Origin of the sequence: Streptomyces sp. NPDC006309, from assembly GCF_040613095.1 — a bacterium.
Classification (GTDB): domain Bacteria; phylum Actinomycetota; class Actinomycetes; order Streptomycetales; family Streptomycetaceae; genus Streptomyces.
Window position 1 is genome coordinate 41,209 of sequence record NZ_JBEXRO010000023.1, and the last position, 18,226, is coordinate 59,434.

At 72.1% G+C, this 18,226-nt stretch carries 14 protein-coding genes and 1 pseudogene; 10 read left to right on the forward strand and 5 right to left on the reverse strand.

Features of this window, described 5'->3' with window-relative positions:
- The first annotated feature begins 66 nt into the window (after nt 1–66).
- Nucleotides 67–1,656: a M1 family metallopeptidase gene (locus ABZ117_RS26140; protein WP_356824233.1), complete on the forward strand. Its 1,590-nt coding sequence runs from the start codon at nt 67–69 to the stop codon at nt 1,654–1,656.
- Nucleotides 1,657–1,917: 261 nt separating this feature from the next.
- Nucleotides 1,918–3,864 carry an N-acetylmuramoyl-L-alanine amidase gene (locus tag ABZ117_RS26145; protein WP_356824234.1) on the forward strand — a complete coding sequence of 649 codons (1,947 nt, stop codon included), beginning with the start codon at nt 1,918–1,920 and terminating at the stop codon, nt 3,862–3,864.
- A 28-nt stretch (nt 3,865–3,892) separates the two neighbouring features.
- Here ABZ117_RS26145 and ABZ117_RS26150 read toward each other — a convergent pair whose 3' ends face one another.
- Nucleotides 3,893–4,630: a L,D-transpeptidase family protein gene (locus ABZ117_RS26150; protein ID WP_356824301.1), complete on the reverse strand. Its 738-nt coding sequence runs from the start codon at nt 4,628–4,630 to the stop codon at nt 3,893–3,895.
- 265 nt (nt 4,631–4,895) lie between these two features.
- Between ABZ117_RS26150 and ABZ117_RS26155 the strand changes: the two genes are divergently transcribed.
- The 4 genes from ABZ117_RS26155 (at nt 4,896) to ABZ117_RS26170 (ending at nt 9,965) form a co-directional block, all read left to right on the forward strand.
- On the forward strand, nt 4,896–6,806 hold the full coding sequence (locus ABZ117_RS26155; protein ID WP_356824235.1) for an ABC transporter ATP-binding protein: 1,911 nt from the start codon (nt 4,896–4,898) through the stop codon (nt 6,804–6,806).
- The gene (locus ABZ117_RS26160; protein ID WP_356824236.1) at nt 6,803–8,584 is read left to right on the forward strand and encodes an ABC transporter ATP-binding protein; all 1,782 of its coding nucleotides are present in this window, start codon (nt 6,803–6,805) and stop codon (nt 8,582–8,584) included. Before ABZ117_RS26155 ends, ABZ117_RS26160 begins: the two co-directional genes overlap by 4 nt.
- Nucleotides 8,585–9,188: 604 nt before the next feature.
- The gene (locus ABZ117_RS26165) at nt 9,189–9,659 is read left to right on the forward strand and encodes a DUF5709 domain-containing protein (RefSeq protein WP_356824237.1); all 471 of its coding nucleotides are present in this window, start codon (nt 9,189–9,191) and stop codon (nt 9,657–9,659) included.
- A 42-nt stretch (nt 9,660–9,701) separates the two neighbouring features.
- Nucleotides 9,702–9,965: a type B 50S ribosomal protein L31 gene (locus ABZ117_RS26170; protein WP_356824238.1), complete on the forward strand. Its 264-nt coding sequence runs from the start codon at nt 9,702–9,704 to the stop codon at nt 9,963–9,965.
- 14 nt (nt 9,966–9,979) lie between these two features.
- Here the strand turns inward: ABZ117_RS26170 and ABZ117_RS26175 are convergent, their stop codons facing one another.
- Nucleotides 9,980–10,774 (reverse strand): metal-dependent hydrolase, encoded by a 795-nt coding sequence (locus ABZ117_RS26175; protein WP_356824239.1) that lies wholly within the window; start codon nt 10,772–10,774, stop codon nt 9,980–9,982.
- 145 nt (nt 10,775–10,919) lie between these two features.
- Here ABZ117_RS26175 and ABZ117_RS26180 point away from each other — a divergent pair, with 145 nt between their 5' ends.
- Nucleotides 10,920–13,433, forward strand: a complete 2,514-nt coding sequence (locus tag ABZ117_RS26180; protein WP_356824240.1) for a DUF3516 domain-containing protein — start codon at nt 10,920–10,922, stop codon at nt 13,431–13,433.
- A gap of 19 nt (nt 13,434–13,452) precedes the next feature.
- The gene (locus ABZ117_RS26185) at nt 13,453–14,319 is read left to right on the forward strand and encodes an acyl-CoA thioesterase II (RefSeq protein WP_356824241.1); all 867 of its coding nucleotides are present in this window, start codon (nt 13,453–13,455) and stop codon (nt 14,317–14,319) included.
- A 526-nt stretch (nt 14,320–14,845) separates the two neighbouring features.
- On the opposite strand, the pseudogene ABZ117_RS26190 reads toward ABZ117_RS26185, so the two are convergent.
- Together ABZ117_RS26190 and ABZ117_RS26195 are read right to left on the reverse strand one after the other, a co-directional pair.
- Nucleotides 14,846–15,634, reverse strand: a pseudogene (locus tag ABZ117_RS26190) (DUF6397 family protein); the annotation flags it as partial.
- Nucleotides 15,635–15,759: 125 nt separating this feature from the next.
- Nucleotides 15,760–16,173: a roadblock/LC7 domain-containing protein gene (locus ABZ117_RS26195; protein WP_356824242.1), complete on the reverse strand. Its 414-nt coding sequence runs from the start codon at nt 16,171–16,173 to the stop codon at nt 15,760–15,762.
- Nucleotides 16,174–16,263: 90 nt separating this feature from the next.
- Here ABZ117_RS26195 and ABZ117_RS26200 point away from each other — a divergent pair, with 90 nt between their 5' ends.
- Nucleotides 16,264–16,692, forward strand: a complete 429-nt coding sequence (locus ABZ117_RS26200) for a PPOX class F420-dependent oxidoreductase (RefSeq protein ID WP_356824243.1) — start codon at nt 16,264–16,266, stop codon at nt 16,690–16,692.
- Nucleotides 16,693–16,816: 124 nt separating this feature from the next.
- Entirely contained in the window at nt 16,817–17,416 is a 600-nt protein-coding gene (locus tag ABZ117_RS26205) for a class I SAM-dependent methyltransferase (protein ID WP_356824244.1), read from the forward strand.
- An 18-nt stretch (nt 17,417–17,434) separates the two neighbouring features.
- On the opposite strand, the gene ABZ117_RS26210 is transcribed toward ABZ117_RS26205, so the two are convergent.
- A complete protein-coding gene (locus ABZ117_RS26210) occupies nt 17,435–18,190 on the reverse strand; it encodes an alpha/beta hydrolase (protein WP_356824302.1) in 756 nt (251 codons plus the stop codon).
- Nucleotides 18,191–18,226: the final 36 nt, after the last annotated feature.

An 18,226-nucleotide genomic window follows, 5' to 3' on the forward strand; every position in this document is an offset into this window, starting at 1 on the left:
CAGTCCCTTGAGGCACACGGCCGCGAGCCGGTCCTCCCGGCGCCGCGACACCCACGAACTCCGCCGGTGAAGGCGCGGCCCAGGCATCCGGACCCCCGCCGTCCGCGTCGCCGCCAGGCCCTCCGCGCACGGCACACGGCGCTGGCCCTCGCCGTCACCGGAGCCGTCGCAGTCACCGGGACGCTCGCACTCACCGGTTCCCTCGCATTCCCCGGTGGGCTCCTCTTCGCCGGCGAAGACAGGCACGGGGGCCGCGGCACTCCCGCCCCCGGCGCCTCGGCCGGCCCGGCCCCGTCTCCCGGCGCGCCGGGCATCGGCGACCCGCTGATGCCGCTGGCCGGCAACGGCGGCTACACCGTCCGCCGATACGCGCTCGACTTCGACTGGCGGGCACCCCGGACGCCGTTCGAGGCCGGCGCCACCATCAGCGCCACCGCCACCCAGGCCCTGTCCCGCTTCGACCTGGACTTCGCGGGCAACACGCTGCACCAGGTCACCGTCGACGGCACGCGGGCCACCGCCTCGCGCAGAGCCGACGAACTCGTCGTCACACCCGCGAAGCCGATTCCCCGCGGCACCACATTCACCGTCCGCGTCACCTACACCGCCGACCCGGCCCGCAGCCGGCACCGCGACGACGCCATCCAGGACTACGGCTGGGTCCCCACGCCCGACGGCACCCTGCTCTGCGCGCAGCCCGACGGCGCCAAGATGATCTTCCCGGCGAACGACCACCCGAGCCTGCGGGCACCGGTCACCTTCCGGATCACCACCCCCGCGGGGCTCACCGCGGTGGCCAACGGCCGGCTCGTCGGCACCGTCCGGCGGCCGGACGGCCGCGTCCGATGGACCTACGACTCCGAACAGCCGATCGCGGCACAACTGGTCCAGATGGCGATCGGGAGGTTCACGTTCGTCGACAGCATCGGCCCGCACGGGCTGCCCGTCCGCGACGTGGTCCCCGACGCCCTGGTCACGGACACCGAGGCCCACCGCTCGCTCACTGCGGAGCACCTGGCCTGGCTGGAACGGCGGCTCGGCCCGTACCCGTTCCGCCGCTACGGCGTGCTGGTCGGGGACACCGACCTGCCCGTGGCGCTGGAGACACAGTCGCTGTCCGTCGTACCGAAGGACGACCTGCTGGGTGACCGGGTCGACGCCGAACGCAATCTCGTCCACGAACTGACGCACCACTGGACGGGTGACAGCGTCGCCATCCGGCGCTGGTCCGACCTGTGGCTCAGCGAGGGACACGCCCGCTTCTACGAACGTCTGTACTCCGAAGAGCACGGCGGCGTGAGCCTGGAGTCCGCGATGCGGGCGGCCTACGAACAGCACGACCAGTGGCGGCACGACGACGGGGCGCCGGCCGAACCCGGCGAGGCGACCCTCTTCAAGGTCATGCGGTACGACGGCTCGGCGCTGGTGTTGTTCGCGCTGCGGGAGAAGGTCGGTACGGAGACCTTCGACAGGATCGAGCGGGCCTGGGTGACCGAGTACCGGGGCCGCGCGGCCGGCACCCGCGACTTCACCGCGCTCGCGTCCCGGATCGCGGGCGAGGACCTGCGCCCCTTCCTGACCCCGTGGCTGTACGGGGCGCACACTCCGCCCATGCCCGGCCACCCCGACTGGCAGGTGGATCCGGTCGAGGACTGAAGCCCGCCCGCGGTCGCACGTCGTGCCCCAGGAGGCGGAGTCACTGCCGCCGACCGGGTGGCCTATGCCGGGCCGCTGGTCCACCCCGGTGACGCTCGCCACGACGCGGCGCGCCGGGCACGGAAACCTACGAGGGGTGGTGTGACGGCAGGGCAACACCTTTGTCCTGGTCGTGCCGAGCCTGGTTGGGAGCCCGCAATGAGAAGAAGAGTCGCCGCACAAGTGCCCGGAGTCGTCCGGAGGTGCCGCAGGACGGCATGCGTGATCGCGTCGGCGGCTGTGCTGTCGCCCCTGCTGATCCTCCCGATGTACGGCACCGACGATGCGGCGGACCGGCGCCTCGAGGACGCCTTCACGGACGCCGCGCGCGAGTTCCACGTACCGCGCAGCGTGCTCATGAGCGTGTCCTACATGCAGTCCCGGTGGGACTCCCATCCGGGCGCGCCCAGCGTCGCGGGCGGCTTCGGGCCGATGCACCTGGTGGACGCCCGGCGCGGCCAGGCCCCGGCCCGGGAACCCAGCCCGCGGCCACCGGAGGGGGGCCTCACCCCGCCTCTCGTGGGGGCGGCGGGGCCGCCCGTCGAGGGCACCACGGACGCCGCGTCCAGCCGCGCCGTACAGCCCGCGGACCTGCGGCAGGCGGCCCGGCTGATCCAGTCCCCCGCCGGACGCCTGCGGACGGACGCCGCCGCGAACGTGCGCGGCGGCGCGGCGCTCCTGGCGGCCACGCAGCGGCAGCTCGGCAACAAGCTCAGCGCCGACCCGGCCGACTGGTGGGAGGCGGTGGCGCGCTTCCCGGGCACCCGGGACGTCACGTCGGCCGCGACCTACGCCGACGACGTCTTCGCCCTCATCCGGCGGGGAACGCACCGCACGACGGCCGAAGGACAGGACGTCACCCTTCCCGCCACCCCCGGCGTGCGGCCGCACACCCGCCCCCACCCCTCCCGGCAGCCGAAGAACGTCGAGTGCCCGGCCGAGCTGTCCTGCGACTGGCTCGGCGCGCCGTACGAGGAGATCGACGACAACGAGTACGGCAACCACGACCTCGCCGACCGGCCCCGCGACCAGTCGATCGAGTACATCGTCATCCACGACACCGAGGCCGTGCTGCCGAACATGCTCAAAACCGTCCAGGACCCGACGGAGTCGTCCTGGCACTACTCGATCCGCTCCAGCGACGGCCACGTCATCCAGCACGTCAGGACGAAGGACGAGGCCTGGCACTCCGGCAGCCAGTTCGTGAACGCCCGCTCCATCGGCATCGAACACGAGGGTTTCCTCAGGCAGCCCGGCACCTGGTACTCGGAACCGATGTACCGGGCCTCGGCCCGCCTGGTGCGGTACCTGGCGAAGAAGTACGGCATCCCGCTCGACCGGCAGCACATCTTCGGCCACGACAACGTGCCGTCCCCGACCGCCGACGCGATCCCCGACATGCACGACGACCCCGGCCCCTTCTGGGACTGGCGGCACTACTTCGACCTCCTGGGCGCGCCGCTGCGGGCGACGGGGGGACCCGACAGCGACATGGTGACCATCCTGCCGGACTTCGCCAAGAACAAGCCGCGGTACACGGGGTGCGCCGAGAGCGGTTCACCGTGTCCGCCGCACGGCTCCAGCGCCGTACGTCTGCACACCGAACCGGACGAGGCCGCACCGCTGATCCAGGACCCGGGCCGCAAGCCCGACGGCGACGACTCCACGGAGGACGTCAACGACCTGGGATCCCGGGTCTCCACCGGCCAGACCTTCGCGGTCGCCGGCCGCGACGGTGACTGGACCGCCATCTGGTACCAGGGCCACAAAGCGTGGTTCAAGAACCCCAAGAAGCAGCCCACCGCCGTCGGTGCGGCCGGGCGCATGGTCACACCGAAGCAGGGCCGGGACGAGATCCCGGTGTACGGACGGGCCCTCCCGGAGGAGGACGCCTACCCGGACGACGTGCCGGAGCAGCCCGAATCACCGCTCCCGTACAGCCTCCTCGCGGGCCAGCGGTACGTCACGCAGTCCCGCGTCGGCAGCTCCTACACCGCCAGGTCGTCCTTCACCGACACGCCCAACCCGGTCGTCTGGGGCCGGGAACGCTACTACGAGATCCAGCTCGGCCACCGGCTCGCGTACGTCCGCGCGAGCGACGTGGACGTGGTGGACACACCCCCTGCGGCAGGTTCACCGACACGGAAGGACGGCCCGGCGCATCGATGACGCGGCAGCCGCCGGCCCGGCGCCGCCGCTAGGCCGTCAGGGTGGCGCGGTCGCCCATCACGACGACAGGATCGCGCGCGGGGTCGAGCGTGCGCAGCAGGTGCTCCATGGCCTCCTTGGAGACGCTGACGCAGGCCGAGGTGCCGCTGCCGTGGTCCATGTGCAGCCAGATGCCGCCGCCCTTGCCGGGGCCCCCGGGGCGGGTGGCGTCGCGCGGCGGGGTGCCCCGGAGGCGGTTGTAGTCGATGGCGATGACGTAGTCGAAGTCGTGCTGGTGTGCCTCGTCCCACTCCGCCGGGGGCGCGTAGGCGTCCTCGTCCTGGTCGTAGGGCAGCCGGGTTCCCGGGTCGGGGAGTACACCGCCCGCGTCGGTGAGGGTGAACACGCCGATCGGGCTGCGCTGGTCACCCTCGTGGTGATCGGTGGTCCAGCCGCCGCGCCCGTTGTGAGCGGGCCAACTGCCCACCGGGCGCCACGCGGCGCCCCGCCGCGTGTACAGCACCAGCCTGGACTCGGACGACTCGTCGTCCTCGCCGTACACGGCCACGACCTGGCGGGAACCGGCGGGAATCCGCCGGTACAGGCGGTCGCCGACGCCCGGGATGCGCGTCGGATCGGTCGCGGGGTCGGACGACACGGTGGGAGTCGGCCCCAGCGGGGCATGAGCACCGTGCGGGCCGCGGTCGGAGGCGGGTCGGGGGGCGGCCGTGCCGCAGGCGGAGAGCGTCGCGAGAAGGGTTCCGAAGGCCGCCGCCGCGAGCGTCATGCGCCGCGCACTGTCGATCTGCACCCGCTCATGGTGGCATCACGCTCCGGTCGATCGTGCGATGTCTCGGGCGTTCACCGTGTCGGGTGACGACGCTTCGAACAATGTGCCGCCCTGTGCTTCCGGTGTCTGGCCGGAACCCGCGGACTCCGCGGGGCCCGGCAGGAAAACCGTTTGAAATTCACCTCCGTGCGACGCGAACCTTTCACGGCTTGCTGCCGCTCATCGCCCTCTTCTCCTCCCTGACACGAGCCACTGGGACGTCATGCAGATCCAAGACCTTCCTTATTCCGATCCGGGCGTCCCCGACGCGCGTTCGGGTCCCCGATTCCTGTGGTGGCTCTGGCGCAACCAGCTGGGCGGACAACTGAAGGCGCTCGCCTGGGGCCTGCTGCACTTCGTCGGCGTCTCCGCGCTGCCCTTCTGTGTCGGTCTGGCCGTGCAGGCGGTCATCGACCGCTCCGGTACCCGGCTGGCCCTGACGGGTGGTCTGATGCTGGTCTGCGGCACGGCCATCGCGATCGGCGACACCTTCCTGCACCGGTCCGCCGTCACCAACTGGATCACCGCCGCCGCCCGCCTCCAGCAACTGCTGGCCCGCAGGGCCGCCCTGCTGGGCTCCGCCCTGACCCGGCGGGTCGCGGCCGGCGAGGTCGTGGCCGTCTCCACCGGTGACGTGGAGAAGATCGGCTGGTTCGTCGAAGCCGTCTCCCGTTTCACCGCCGCCGCACTGACCGTCGTGATCGTCTGCGTCGGCCTGCTCGTCTACCAGCCGGCGCTCGGCGTGGTCGTCGCCGTCGGGCTGCCCGTCGTGGCACTCGCGGTGCTGCCCCTGCTGCCCCGGGCGACGCGCCGCGCCGACGAACAGCGCGCGAAGGCCGGCCGGGCCACCGAGCTGGCCTCGGACACCGTCGCCGGACTGCGGGTGCTGCGCGGCATCGGCGGCGAGGAGCTGTTCCTCGACCGCTACCGCCACGCCTCCCAGGAGGTACGGCACGCCGCCGTGCGCAGCGCCCGGATGTGGTCGCTGATCTCCGCCGTCCAGGTACTGCTGCCCGGACTGCTGCTCATCGCCGTCGTCTGGCACGGCGTCCACCTGGCCCGCCAGGGCCGGATCACGGTCGGCGAACTCGTCACCGTCTACAGCGCCGTCATGATCCTCAACTACCCGCTGCGGCACTTCGAGGAGATCGCCATGGCGTACTCCTTCTCCCGCCCCTCGGCCACGCGGGCGGCCCGGGTGCTGTCGCTGGAGCGGTCCACGGCTCCCCTCCGCACGGACGAGGACGCGGACGGGGACAGGGACGGAGACAGGCACGGGAAGCACCAGTACTGGGCCGAGGCCGAAGGGGGAGCTGCGGCCGGGGTGCCGGCCGGTGACCTGTACGACCCGGTGACCGGTCTGCTCGCCCCCTCCGGCCGGTTCACGGCCGTGGTGTGCGGCGACCCGGACGCGGCGGGCACGCTCGCCGAGCGGCTGGGCGGCCACCCGGCGGAACCGGACCGCTCTGTGCTCCTCGGTGGGGTACCCCTGGACGAGTTGGCCCTCAGCACCGCCCGGACCGCCGTCCTCGTCCAGGACAAGGACCCGGTGCTGCTGTCCGGCACCCTGCGCGAGCTGCTCGACGTACCCGCCTCGGGAGCCGTCCGGGCCGCGGACGCGCTGGCCGCGGCCCAGTGCGAGGACGTACTGGACGCGCTCGTGCAGGGTTCCCTGGACGCCGCCGACCCGATGGACGCCCGCATCACCGAGCGCGGACGCTCCCTGTCGGGCGGCCAGCGGCAGCGACTCGCGCTCGCCAGGTCGCTGATCACCGATCCGGAGGTGCTGGTACTGGACGAGCCGACCTCCGCGGTCGACTCGCACACCGAGGCACGTATCGCGGACGGACTGCGCAGGCTGCGGTCGGGGCGGACGACGGTCGCGTTCACCTCCTCCCCGCTGCTGCTCGACCGCGCGGACCGGGTCGTCCTGGTCCACGAGAGGGAGGTCGTCGCGGTCGGCACCCACCGGGAACTGGTCGACAGCGAGCCGCGGTACCGGGCCGTGGTGACCCGGGAGACCGACGAGGAACTGGCCGGAACGCGTGAGGGACGGGCCGGAACCGACGGGAGGCCCGCCGGTTCCGACGTGGGCGTGCTGATGGAACTGGATGAGATGGAGGAAAGCGCATGATCGGCGTCGCGCCCCCGGCATACGACCCGGCGGCCCCGACCACCGCCACCACCCTGCCCGTCGGCACCGCCGCCACCGTGCGCGCGTACGTCACCGAGCTGTTCCGCCGGCACCGCCGGGCCTTCCTGCTGCTCGTCACCGTCAACACGGTGGCCGTGATCGCCTCCATGGCGGGTCCCTACCTGCTCGGCGACCTGGTCCAGCGGGTGACGGACGACTCCCGGGAACTGCACCTGGGCCTGACCGTCACGCTCTTCGTACTGGCACTGGCCGTGCAGGCCGTCTTCGTCCGGCAGGTACGGCTGCGGGGCGCGATGCTCGGCGAGCGGATGCTGGCCGACCTGCGCGAGGACTTCCTCGTCCGGTCCGTAGGGCTGCCGCCGGGCGTGCTGGAGCGGGCCGGCACCGGGGACCTGCTGTCCCGGATCACCACCGACATCGACCGGCTGGCCAACGCGATGCGCGAGGCCGTGCCGCAACTGGCCATCGGTTTCGTGTGGGCCCTGCTGCTGCTCGGCGGGCTCGTGGTGACGGCCCCGCCACTGGCCGCCGCCGTTCTGCTCGCCGTACCGGTACTGGTGGCCGGCTGCCGCTGGTACTTCAAGCGGGCACCCTCCGGCTACCGCTCCGAGGCCGCCGGGTACGCCGCCGTCGCCGCCGCGCTCGCCGAGACCGTGGACGCGGGCCACACCATCGAGGCGCACCGCCTCGGCGCCCGCCGCATCGCCCTCTCCGAACGGCGGATCAAGGAGTGGACCGCCTGGGAGCGCTACACCCTCTGGCTCCGCTCGGTGCTCTTCCCGGTCATCAGCGCCGTGCACGTCATCGTGCTCGGCTCGGTCCTGATGGTCGGCGGGGTGCTCGTCCTGCACGGCTGGCTGGACGTGGGCCGGCTGACCACCGGGGCGCTCATCGCGCAGATGCTCGTCGACCCGGTGAACCTGATCCTGCGTTGGTACGACGAGGTGCAGGTCGCCCAGGTCTCGCTGGCCCGCCTGGTCGGGGTGCGGGAGGTCGAGCCGGAGGCGGGAGACGCCTCGCTGGCTCCCGACGGACGGGACGTGCGCGCCGACCGGGTGCGCTTCGGCTACCGCGAGGGCGTCGACGTGCTCCGCACGGTCTCCCTGGAGGTCCCGCCGGGCACCCGGCTGGCCCTGGTCGGTCCGTCCGGCGCGGGCAAGTCGACCCTGGGCCGACTGCTCGCCGGGATCTACGCACCTCGGGAGGGCCGGGTCACCCTGGGCGGGGCGGAGCTGTCCCGCATGCCCGCGGAACGCGTACGCTCGCACGTCGCCCTGGTCAACCAGGAACACCATGTCTTCGTGGGCTCCCTGCGCGACAACCTCCTGCTGGCCCGCACCGGCGCCACGGACGCCGAGCTGTGGGCGGCGCTGGGCGCGGTCGACGCCGACGGCTGGGCGCGGGCGCTCGACGACGGCCTGGACACCGAGGTCGGCTCCGGCGGACTCGGCCTGACGCCCGCGCAGGCCCAGCAGATCGCGCTGGCCCGGCTGGTGCTGGCCGATCCGCACACCCTCGTCCTGGACGAGGCGACCTCGCTGCTCGACCCGCGCGCGGCCCGCCATCTCGAACGCTCGCTGGCGCGGGTCCTCGACGGCCGCACCGTCGTCGCCATCGCCCACCGCCTGCACACCGCCCACGACGCCGACGTGATCGCCGTCGTGGAGAACGGCCGGATCAGCGAGCTGGGCAGCCACGACGAGCTGGTCACCGCGGACGGCGCGTACGCGGCCCTGTGGCGCTCCTGGCACGGGTGACGGCGGGACTGGGGTACCGGTGCATGGGCCGGGGCCGGGGCGGGAGCCGGGGCCTGAGCGTGAGCCGGGGCCTGAGCCAGTGCCGATGCCGGGGCCTGAGCCGGGGCCGGTGCCGGGGCCTGAGCCGGGGCCGGGGCCGGGGCCTGCGGGGCCGGGGCCGGGGCCTGAGCCGGGGCCTGGGCCGGGGCCTGAGCCGGGGCCTGGGCCGGGGCCTGAGCCGGGGCTTGCGGGGCCTGGGCCGGGGCCGGTGTCTGGGACGACGGTGATAGGCCGGTCCGTGGCCGTGGTGTCCTTACCGAGGGCAGGGCGCCCGCCCGCCGCACCGGTGCCGGCACGGCCGAGGCGGGACAGGCCGGCCAGGCCGGTGCGGCCCCCGTACCGGTGCCCCGCAGGCCGCGCCCGGCATCGGTACGGAGGTCCGGCTCCTCGCCGGGGTCCGTGCCGTTGCGCGGTGCCGAGCAGGGGTGGAAGGCTGGAAAGCGGCACCGGTCGGAGGAACACGCGGGAACCACCCGGTTCACGGCGCGTAACCCCCGTGCCGGGCGCCGACGGCCCGCCGTCCGCTGGGGCGGCACCCGGCCGTCCTCACCACCTGGAGGTACTCGTGGACAGCGCCGAAGGCTGGGGGGACGACGTCTACCAACCCGATGCCTCGGAGATACCGGAGGATTCGGGGGTGCTCGACGTCGAGGACACACTGGACTTCGACGGCATCGTCGAACCGCTCGACCGCGGCTGGTCTCCTCCCGAGCGACCGTGGGCGGTGGAACACATCGGTGTGACGGCTGCCGAACGCAAGGCGGGCGAGAGCCTCGACCAGCGGCTCGCCGAGGAGCTGCCCGACCTGGCCACCCTCCGCGGCGACGGCATCGGTGACTGTGACGGCACGGACGGGGAACTCCTCGACAACGAGGTCGGCAACCTCCGCTCCGGCCGGCTGGTGGCCCCCGACGAGGGCGCGCACGAGGACGAGGAACCCGCTCTCGTCGCCACCGACGTCGGCATCGACGGTGCCGCCGCCTCCGCCGAGGAGGCCGCGGTCCACATCGTCGACGAGGACTCGCTCCCCGGCTGACCCGGACGCCACCGGCCCGACCGCCCCGCAGAAGGAGCCGCCATGCAGCAGGACAAGCAGCCCGACTACCACCCCGTCGTCTTCCGCGACCGGGTCGCCGGATACGCGTTCCTGACCCGGTCGACCGCACGGAGCGAGCAGACCATCGACTGGGACGACGGCCGGACCTACCCGGTGATCGACGTGGAGATCTCCTCGGAGAGCCACCCCTTCTACACGGGCAAGGCCCGCACGGTGGACACCGAGGGCCGCATCGCCCGGTTCGAGCGCCGGTACGGCGGGGCGGACGCGGGTGAGGCGAGCTGATCGGGCAGGATTCCTCAGATCACGTTGAGGGCCGCTGCGCAGCCCACTCCCCCGAGCAGCATGAACACCGGCATCAGTACGCGCAGCTCGACCCAGCTGCCGGCCCGGAACCGCATCGGCTTCGGCGGCCCGATCGGGTACCAGCGCTTGCGGCCCACCGGGATCGGCCACAGGATCGGGCAGCCGGACACGGTCAGCGCGTCCCCGATGTCGTGCACCAGCGCCCCCAGCACGACCGGCAGCCCCAGCCACACGTACTCCTGCCCGGGCGCGGTGAAGAGCCAGTCGGAGCCGTTGCCCGGCTTGTCCAACACTCCGGCGATGATCCACGCGCTCGCGGCCGCCAGCAGCCAGACCAGGACGTCGCTGCTTGAACCGCGCGCCGCCCGCCACAGCAGGCCCTCGATCGCCAGCACCATGTGCACGAACAGGATCGTCAGCACCGCCCAGCGGCCGCCCGTGATCGCCGCCGCTGAGCAGCCGGCGCCTATGAGCACCGCCCAGAGCCAGGTGTGGGTCAGCGTGCGGTGACCACCGGAGCGGCGTGGGTCGCCCTGCTTCCTGGTCGACTTGTAGACGGCGTACGACAGCTTGTCCACGATCTCGCAGATCCAGCGCGAGATCGGCCCGAAGGCCCGGGAGATGGTGGCCGCCTTGTGGTCGAGGTCCGGGGCGAGCGCGGCACCGGCGCAGATCAGCGCGCCGGTGAGGAGGACCGGCCAGGGCATCGCATGACCGGCTGCGGCGGCGGCCGCACCGACGCCGAGCCAGGCCGCGGCCCCCGACAGTGAGTGTGCTGGTCCCATCATGGCCGCTTCCCGCCCCATTCCTCGTGTGCCACTGTCCAGTTGACCTGGTGCAGCGACGCTGCGCCGGCGACACAGCGTAGCGGCCGTGATCTTCGGCCCCGCAGCCGATTCCCCGGTCAGGCGGGAGGCCAGGCAAGATGGGGGCGTGACCCTCATCGATCAGCTGCCGCCGACCGCCGACCCCGACGCCCTGTACGAAGCCTTCGAGTCGTGGGCGCAGGAGCGCGGCCTCACCCTGTACACGCACCAGGAGGAGGCGCTGATCGAGGTGGTTTCCGGGGCGAACGTGATCGTGTCGACACCCACCGGTTCCGGTAAGAGCATGATCGCCGCGGGCGCGCACTTCGCGGCGCTGGCCCGCGACGAGGTCACCTTCTACACGGCCCCCATCAAGGCACTGGTGTCCGAGAAGTTCTTCGAGCTGTGCAAGATCTTCGGCACCGAGAACGTCGGCATGCTCACCGGTGACGCGTCCGTGAACGCCGACGCACCCGTGATCTGCTGCACCGCCGAGGTACTGGCGTCGATCGCGCTGCGCGACGGCAGGAACGCGGACGTCGGCCAGGTCGTCATGGACGAGTTCCACTTCTACGCCGAGGGTGACCGCGGCTGGGCGTGGCAGATCCCTCTGCTGGAGCTGCCGCAAGCGCAGTTCATTCTGATGTCGGCCACTCTGGGCGACATGTCCTTCTTCGAGAAGGACCTCACCCGCCGTACCGGCCGCCCCACGGCGGTGGTCCGCTCGGCCACGCGCCCGGTGCCCCTCTCCTACGAGTACCAGCTCACCCCGCTCACCGAGACACTCACCGAGTTGCTGGAGACCAGGCAGGCGCCGGTGTACATCGTGCACTTCACGCAGGCGCAGGCCGTGGAGCGGGCGCAGGCGCTGATGAGCATCAACATGTGTTCGCGCGAGGAGAAGGACCGGATCGCCGAACTGATCGGCAACTTCCGCTTCACCACCAAGTTCGGCCGCAACCTCTCCCGTTACGTCCGGCACGGCATCGGCGTACACCACGCCGGCATGCTGCCCAAGTACCGGCGCCTGGTGGAGAAGCTCGCGCAGGCCGGACTGCTGAAGGTCATCTGCGGCACGGACACGCTCGGCGTGGGTGTCAACGTGCCCATCCGCACGGTGCTGTTCACGGCGCTGACCAAGTACGACGGCAACCGTGTGCGGACGCTGCGGGCCCGGGAGTTCCACCAGATCGCGGGCCGGGCCGGCCGGGCCGGCTTCGACACGGCCGGCCTCGTCGTCGCGCAGGCGCCGGAGCATGTCGTCGAGAACGAGAAGGCGCTGGCGAAGGCGGGCGACGACCCGAAGAAGCGGCGCAAGGTTGTGCGCAAGAAGGCGCCGGAGGGCTTCGTCGGCTGGACGGAGAACACCTTCCAGAAGCTGATCGAGTCGGATCCGGAGCCGCTGACCTCGCGGTTCCGGGTGACGCACACGATGCTGCTCTCGGTGATCGCCCGCCCGGGCAACGCGTTCGAGGCGATGCGCCACCTGCTGGAGGACAACCACGAGCCGCGCAGGCAGCAGCTCCGGCACATCCGCCGGGCGATCGCGATCTACCGCTCGCTGCTCGACGGCGGCATCATCGAGAAGCTCGACAAGCCTGACGCCGAGGGCCGCATCGTCCGGCTCACGGTCGACCTCCAGCAGGACTTCGCGCTGAACCAGCCGCTGTCCACGTTCGCCCTCGCCTCGTTCGAACTCCTCGATCCCGAGTCGCCGTCCTACGCCCTCGACATGGTCTCCGTCGTCGAATCCACCCTGGACGACCCGCGGCAGATCCTGGCCGCCCAGCAGAACAAGGCGCGCGGTGAGGCCGTGGCCGCGATGAAGGCGGACGGTGTCGAGTACGAGGAGCGGATGGAGCGCCTCCAGGACATCACGTACCCGAAACCGCTGGAGGAGCTGCTCTTCCACGCGTACGACACCTACCGCAAGAGCCACCCGTGGGTGGGCGACCACCCGCTGTCCCCGAAGTCGGTCGTCCGGGACATGTACGAGCGGGCGATGTCCTTCACGGAGCTGGTGTCCCACTACGAGCTGGCCCGCACCGAGGGCATCGTGCTGCGCTACCTCGCCAGTGCCTACAAGACCCTCGACCACACCATCCCGGACGACCTCAAGTCCGAGGATCTCCAGGACCTGATCGAGTGGCTGGGCGAGATGGTGCGCCAGGTGGACTCCAGCCTGCTGGACGAATGGGAGCAGCTGGCCAACCCGGCGGAGATGACCGCCGAGGAGGCCCAGGAGAAGGCCGACGAGGTCAAGCCGGTCACCGCCAACGCCCGCGCCTTCCGCGTCCTCGTCCGCAACGCCATGTTCCGCCGCGTGGAGCTGGCCGCCCTCGACCACGTCGAGGAACTGGGCGAGATGGACGCCGAGTCCGGCTGGGACGCCGACGCGTGGGGCGAGGCGATGGACAAGTACTGGGACGAGTACGACGACCTCGGCACCGGCCCCGACGCCCGCGGCCCCAAGTTGCTCGTCATCCACGAGGAGCCGGAGAACGCTCTGTGGCGCGTCCGCCAGATCTTCGACGACCCGAACGACGACCACGACTGGGGCATCAGCGCAGAGGTCGACCTCACGGCCTCGGACGCCGAGGGCCGCGCGGTCGTCCGCGTCACCGATGTCGGCCAGCTGTGAGCACAGGAGAAACCCACCGATGACGAATCCGGCCGAGAGACTGGTCGACCTGCTGGACCTGGAGCAGATCGAGGTCAACATCTTCCGTGGCCGCAGTCCGCAGGAATCCCTCCAGCGGGTTTTCGGCGGCCAGGTGGCAGGACAGGCCCTGGTCGCCGCCGGCCGCACCACGGACGGCGAGCGCCCGGTGCACTCGCTGCACGCGTACTTCCTGCGCCCGGGCCGTCCCGGCGTGCCGATCGTGTACCAGGTGGAGCGGGTCCGCGACGGGCGCTCGTTCACCACGCGCCGGGTCACGGCCGTGCAGCAGGGCCGCACGATCTTCAATCTGACCGCCTCCTTTCACAAGCCTGAGGAAGGATCGTTCGAGCACCAGCTCCCGCCGGCCCGTGAGGTGCCGGACCCCGAGTCGCTGCCTACGGTCACCGAGGAGATACGCAAGCATCTCGGCGCGCTGCCCGAGCAGTTGGAACGGATGGCACGCCGCCAGCCGTTCGACATCCGGTACGTCGACCGCCTGCGCTGGAACGCCGACGAGATCCAGGGCGCCGAGCCGCGCAGCGCCGTGTGGATGCGCGCGGTCGGCCCGCTCGGCGATGACCCGCTGGTGCACACCTGCGCGCTGACCTACGCCAGTGACATGACCCTCCTGGACGCGGTGCGTATCCCGGTCGAGCCGCTGTGGGGACCGCGGAACTTCGATATGGCCTCTCTGGACCACGCCATGTGGTTCCACCGGCCGTTCCGGGCGGACGAGTGGTTCCTGTACGACCAGGAGTCGCCGATCGCCACCGGCGGGCGCGGCCTGGCCCGCGGTCGCATCTACGACGTACGGGGACGGCTGCTCGTCTCGGTCGTCCAGGAAGGCCTGTTCAGGGCCCTGTGACACCCGACGGCAGCTGCCGGCGATGTGGTCGGACCCGTGCGGCTCGTGGGCCTCTCCACCGCAGCCAGGCTCGCAGACCACGGGAGGGCCGCGCGGCTTCCGGCGGTGACTGCGGCACCGACCGCGGCGTTCGCCGCGCGCCGGGGGTCGCCGCCTGGCCGGTCCCTTCGGTCTCGTGTCCCAGTGAGAGGAGTACGGCTGCCGGTCGCACCACCCGCGGCCGGGGCCGTGCCGCCGTCTGTGTCGGCCGGGTCGCCGATCCCGGCGGTCGTGTCGCCCGCCCGAGCGGCCGGGTCACCGGCTCGGGCGCTCGCGCCGCCGGCCCGCATCGGTGCGCCGGCGTCCCAAAAAGTCCCGTCGCCGGTTCAGACGGTCGCATCGTCGGTTCAGACGGTCGCGGCGCGCGATACCCGGACCGCGTCGCCGGACCAGGGAACCGCGCCGTGTCCTCCGCGGGCCGGGTGACCGTGCGCGCCATCGGCGGGATGGGCCGCGCCGCCGCCCGGATCGCCGGCGGAACGCGGCGGGCGGCGGGGCGCGTGGCGGGCGAGAGGGTGCGGGCCTCTTCCATCGCGCGAGCCAGGTCGCTGCGCAGCCAGCCGATTTCATCCGCGTCCTGCGCGGTCATGATCCGCTCGGCAAGTTCCCCGGAGGGCGTTCCGGGAGCGCTTTGACCGGGTGGGACCGGGCGGAATCGGTTCAGGTAGGCGCGCTCCTGCGGGTCCCTGACGATGTCGGCGACCTCGGTGGCGGTGAGGAAGGCGGCCACGGCCCCGGCGCGGGCCCAGGGATGCTCCGCCTGCCGCAGCAGGATTCCCAGGCGGCGCCCCCGCCAGTTGCGGGCCCGCAGGTCCACTCCGGCCGCCAGCTGGCCGCGCAGGCTCTCGGGTGTGATGCCCTTGAGCAGGCCCGTGTTCTTCGCGTCCGCGGCGAACTCCCTCAGTTCTTCCGCCAGATAGAGCCAGACCACGGCCCGGTAGCGGTTGAGGTAGAACTTCATGGGCACGAGCAGGCCGAGTCGGGCGAGCCGGGTGAAGCGGCCGGCCGAGATGTCCATGAGGGCGGCGCCCTCCGCGGTGCCCATGACCCGCACGCGCTCGCGCAGGGTGTCGGGGAAGCCGTCCTGCGACCGGAGGCGGTCGATCTCCGCCCGTTCCACCCGGCGGTCTGCGCCCCCGCCCTCGTCTGGCACGGTCCGGATGCGGCCGAGGTGCACGGCGAGGTCGAACTCGCCTCGCTTGAGCTCCAGTTCCCGAGCGGCACGACTGGGTGTGCAGCGGCTGGAACGGGTCGGGCCGACGGTGTTTGCCGACATGGTCGTACTCCCCCGTGGAGTGAGTGGCTCACGCCCTGCGCGTTCGCCGTGCACACACCGTAGCCGCTTCGTCGCAACCCGTGGCGAGCCTGTGGATAACTCGACGCACTGGAAGAAGACGCTGGTCAGGCGTCCGCGATACGCGTCTTCTCGGGTTGTCTGGCGCCGACGCCGAGGTGTTCGCCGACCCGGTTGACGAGCAGGGTCATCTCATAGGCGATCTGACCGATGTCGGCCTCCGCCCCGCTCAGCACGCACAGACAGCTGCCGGCGCCGGCCGCGGTCACGAACAGCACGGCATCGTCGTACTCGATCATCGTCTGACGCACCCTGCCCGCACCGAAGTGGCGTCCCGATCCCTTGGCGAGGCTGTGCAGGCCGGACGCGACGGCTGCCAGATGCTCGGCGTCCTCGCGGCGCAGGCCTGTACTCGCTCCCGTGACCAGTCCGTCGTTCGACAGGACCAGCGCGTGGCGCACGTGGTCCACCCGCTGGGTCAGATCGTCCAGGAGCCAGCCGAGTCCCTGGTTCTGCACCATGTCCCTCCCCGTGTGATGTCTCCCCCTGGCTGGAGGAACCTCTCCGCCAGCCTTCCCCACGACCGGCGTGCGGGCAAGCAGGATGGGGCCATGGCAGAGAAGATGACCGATGAGGAGTGGCGGGCGTTCGTCTCGGACGGCACTCGCACCGGCAAGCTGTCCACCGTTCGCGCGGACGGGAGCCCGCATGTGGCTCCGATCTGGTTCGTGCTCGACGGGGACGAACTGGTCTTCAACACCGGCAAGGACACGGTGAAGGGACGCAATCTGGCCCGTGACGGCCGGGTTGCCCTCTGCATGGACGACGACCGTCCGCCCTTCCACTTCGTGGTGTTGAGCGGCCGGGCCCGGTTGTCGGAGGACCTGGCCGAGGTGCGTCTTTGGGCCACCCGGATCGCTGCCCGGTACATGGGTCAGGCGCGCGCCGAGGAGTACGGCGCGCGCAATGGCGTGCCGGGCGAACTGCTCGTCCGCGTCACCATCGACAACGTGGTGGCCGTGCGGGACCTGACGGCCTGAGCGGCGAGTTCAGCCACGCGACTCCCGGAGCCGGGCGGTGTGCCCCGCCCGGCTCACTCGACGAGCCGGATCAGCACCTCCTTCCCGGAGTCTCTCCGCATGGCGGTGGGAGATCATGCGGAACATGAGTGACGACCACACACACGTCCAGGAGTTCTTCACCGCGCGGGCGGCCGACTGGGACAGCCGGTTCCCGGACGACGGGCCCGCCTATGCCGCCGCCGTCTCCCGTCTCGGGCTGCGGGAGGGTGACCGCGTGCTGGACGCCGGGTGCGGCACGGGGCGCGCCCTGCCTCCTCTGCGGGCCTCCGTGGGCCGCTCCGGGGCGGTACTGGGCGCCGATCTGACCCCGGCGATGCTCCGGGCCGCCGTACGGGCGGGCAGGGACCGCGACGGCCGGCTGCTGCTCGCGGACGTCGCCGCGCTGCCGCTGCGCCCAGGGGGCCTGGACGCCGTGTTCGCCGCCGGCCTGATCGCCCACCTGCCACATCCGGCGGACAACCTGCGGGAACTGGCCCGCGTGGTCAGGCCGGGCGGCACCCTCGCCCTCTTCCATCCCATCGGGCGCGCGGCCCTGGCAGCACGTCATGGCCGCCGGATCACCCCTGACGACCTGCGCGCCGAGGGCAATCTCGGTCCGCTCCTGGGCCGTTCGGGATGGCGTATGACCTCGTACGCCGACGAGGAGGCGCGGTTCCTCGTGCTCGCGGTCCGCGAGGACTGACGCCCCGGAGGGTGGGGGTCAGCCGGTTCCGGCGACCGCTGCCGCGAAGGCACCGGGATTGTCGAACATGACGTTGTGCCCGGCTCCGGGCACCGTCACCACCCGTACCCCGGCCGATTCCAGACCGTCCCGCCCCGCGAGTTCCCCGCTGTGTGCGCCCTGGAGGAAGACACGGTCGACGGGCGCGTCCTCCAGGAGTGTGCGCATCACAGGATCCGTACCCCGGCGCAGACCGACGGCGCTGCGGTGCAGGGCACGGGGGTCCGCCAGCCGCATGGTGGCCGCCCACAACGGGCCGACGGCGTCGAGCACGCGCGCGTACCCCCTCTCGACGAACTCGTTCTCTTCGTAGGAGGCGATTTTGCTGCTGGCCGCGGTCACCGGCGGGAAGGCGTCCAGGTTGGCCTCCGTGAGGACCAGCCGGGAGACGAGGCCGGGCCACCGGTGGGCGAGCACGACGGCTACGGCGCCGCCCATGCTGTGCCCGATCAGTTCGGCACCGGCGGCCCCCGCCGCGTCCAGGGCAGCCGCAACCGCGTCGGCGTGTTCCTCCAGCGTGTAGCCGAAGTCCTGGGGGCGGTCGCTCGTGCCGTGTCCGGGAAGGTCCACGAAGAGAGTGCGCCGGCCCGCGAGGGCGGGCCTGGCCGCGATGTGTGCGTGATACGCGGTGGACATCGATCCGAGCCCGTGCAGATACACCCGGGCGGGCTCCGCTCCCGGCGCCTCGGTCCACCGGATGTGGCTTCCCCTGCTGTCGAACGTGGCCTGCTGCACCGCGCCCCTCCCCTCCCTGACGTCTTCGATGACCCA

What these genes read in the sequence shown, in the direction of transcription:
- ABZ117_RS26195 (WP_356824242.1), bottom strand. Translation starts at nt 16,173, where the DNA reads ATGGTGCAGAACCAGGGACTCGGCTGGCTCCTGGACGATCTGACCCAG.
- ABZ117_RS26170 (WP_356824238.1), top strand. Translation starts at nt 9,702, where the DNA reads ATGCAGCAGGACAAGCAGCCCGACTACCACCCCGTCGTCTTCCGCGAC.
- ABZ117_RS26150 (WP_356824301.1), bottom strand. Translation starts at nt 4,630, where the DNA reads ATGACGCTCGCGGCGGCGGCCTTCGGAACCCTTCTCGCGACGCTCTCC.
- ABZ117_RS26155 (WP_356824235.1), top strand. Translation starts at nt 4,896, where the DNA reads ATGCAGATCCAAGACCTTCCTTATTCCGATCCGGGCGTCCCCGACGCG.
- ABZ117_RS26200 (WP_356824243.1), top strand. Translation starts at nt 16,264, where the DNA reads ATGGCAGAGAAGATGACCGATGAGGAGTGGCGGGCGTTCGTCTCGGAC.
- ABZ117_RS26205 (WP_356824244.1), top strand. Translation starts at nt 16,817, where the DNA reads ATGAGTGACGACCACACACACGTCCAGGAGTTCTTCACCGCGCGGGCG.
- ABZ117_RS26160 (WP_356824236.1), top strand. Translation starts at nt 6,803, where the DNA reads ATGATCGGCGTCGCGCCCCCGGCATACGACCCGGCGGCCCCGACCACC.
- ABZ117_RS26175 (WP_356824239.1), bottom strand. Translation starts at nt 10,774, where the DNA reads ATGATGGGACCAGCACACTCACTGTCGGGGGCCGCGGCCTGGCTCGGC.
- ABZ117_RS26185 (WP_356824241.1), top strand. Translation starts at nt 13,453, where the DNA reads ATGACGAATCCGGCCGAGAGACTGGTCGACCTGCTGGACCTGGAGCAG.